This window comes from Leucobacter sp. 7(1), assembly GCF_900163635.1.
Lineage (GTDB): Bacteria > Actinomycetota > Actinomycetes > Actinomycetales > Microbacteriaceae > Leucobacter.
This window is the reverse complement of sequence record NZ_FUID01000043.1, coordinates 1-1,201: the sequence shown is the minus strand read 5'-3', so window position 1 is coordinate 1,201 and position 1,201 is coordinate 1. Positions and strand designations below refer to the sequence as shown.

The 1,201-nt window shown below is 63.1% G+C and carries 1 protein-coding gene; it reads right to left on the bottom strand.

Features of this window, described 5'->3' with window-relative positions; genetic code table 11:
- Positions 1 to 32: 32 nt before the first annotated feature.
- Positions 33 to 1,201 (bottom strand): IS3 family transposase gene (locus tag FM113_RS08695; RefSeq protein WP_176387134.1). Its coding sequence is split into 2 segments (ribosomal slippage), with 1,167 coding nucleotides annotated over them: positions 33 to 938 and positions 941 to 1,201; the frame shifts between segments, so codons are not numbered across the junction. This gene is flagged as partial in the annotation.

The window sequence follows — 1,201 nt, the reverse complement described above, 5'->3', positions numbered from 1 at the left end:
GGGTCTGATGCAGGAACAGGTGACAGTTCTAGTCAGGCCGCGAGGGCCAGTTCTTCGTTCATGATGGTCTCGAATTCGATGGGCGTCAAACGGCCCAGACGTGCCTGGCGGCGTCGGCGGTGGTAGGTCCGCTCGATCCAGGTCACGATGGCGATGCGTAGTTCCTCGCGTGTGGCCCAGGAGCGCCGGTTCAGGACGTTCTTCTGCAGCAAGCTGAAGAAGGATTCCATCGCGGCGTTGTCTCCGCAGGACGCCACTCGGCCCATGGATCCGACGAGGTCACGGCGGGTGAGTTCACGGCGTAGTTTCCTGCTTCGAAATTGCGAGCCGCGGTCCGAATGGACGATGCAGCCGTTCACGTTTTCGCGCATCCGGACGGCGTTGCGGACAGCGCGGACCGCGAGTGACGCTTTCATTCTCGAGTCGATCGAGTAGCCCACGATCCGGCCGCTGAACGCGTCTTTGACGGCGCAGAGGTAGAGCTTGCCCTCAGCAGTCTTGTGTTCGGTGATGTCGGTCAGCCAGAGCTGGTTCGGTCGGGAGGCTTCGAACCGATGACGCTCACGCCCGTGCTCGTCGATGACGACGCAGAGATCGTCGTGAACGGCGGGACCGGGCTTCTTGCCGTTCTTGCCGCGCTTCTTACCGAACACGCTCCACCAGCCGTTCTCGGATGCGATACGCCAGGCTGTTCGGTCTGACATCGCCTGGCCCTCGTCGCGGGCCTCGTCCGCGAGGAGCCGATACCCGAACTCGGGGTCATCGCGGTGAGCATCGAACAGGGCGTTCGCTCGATACGCCTCCTCGAGTTCCCGCTGACTCACGGAGTTGCGCAGCCACCGGTAATACGGCTGGCGAGCAAGCTTCAATACCCGGCACGACACCACGACAGGAATCCCGTCCGCGGCGAGCTCACTCACGAGCGGGTAGAGCCTTTTCCCGGTAGATGAGCCTGAGACAAATACGCGGTCGCGCGACGCAGGACCTCGACCTCCTGCTCGAGGAGGCGGTTGCGCTTGCGGAGCTCACGCAACTCAGCGGAATCCGACGATGTCTGGCCGGGCTGCTCGCCAGCGTCGATCCGCGACTGTCGCATCCACTTGTCGAGAGTGCCGACATGGACACCGAAGTCCTTCGCGATCTGCGCGAGCGTGACTTCTGGATCACGGTTCTCCGCAACGCGGATCACGTCGTCGCGGAA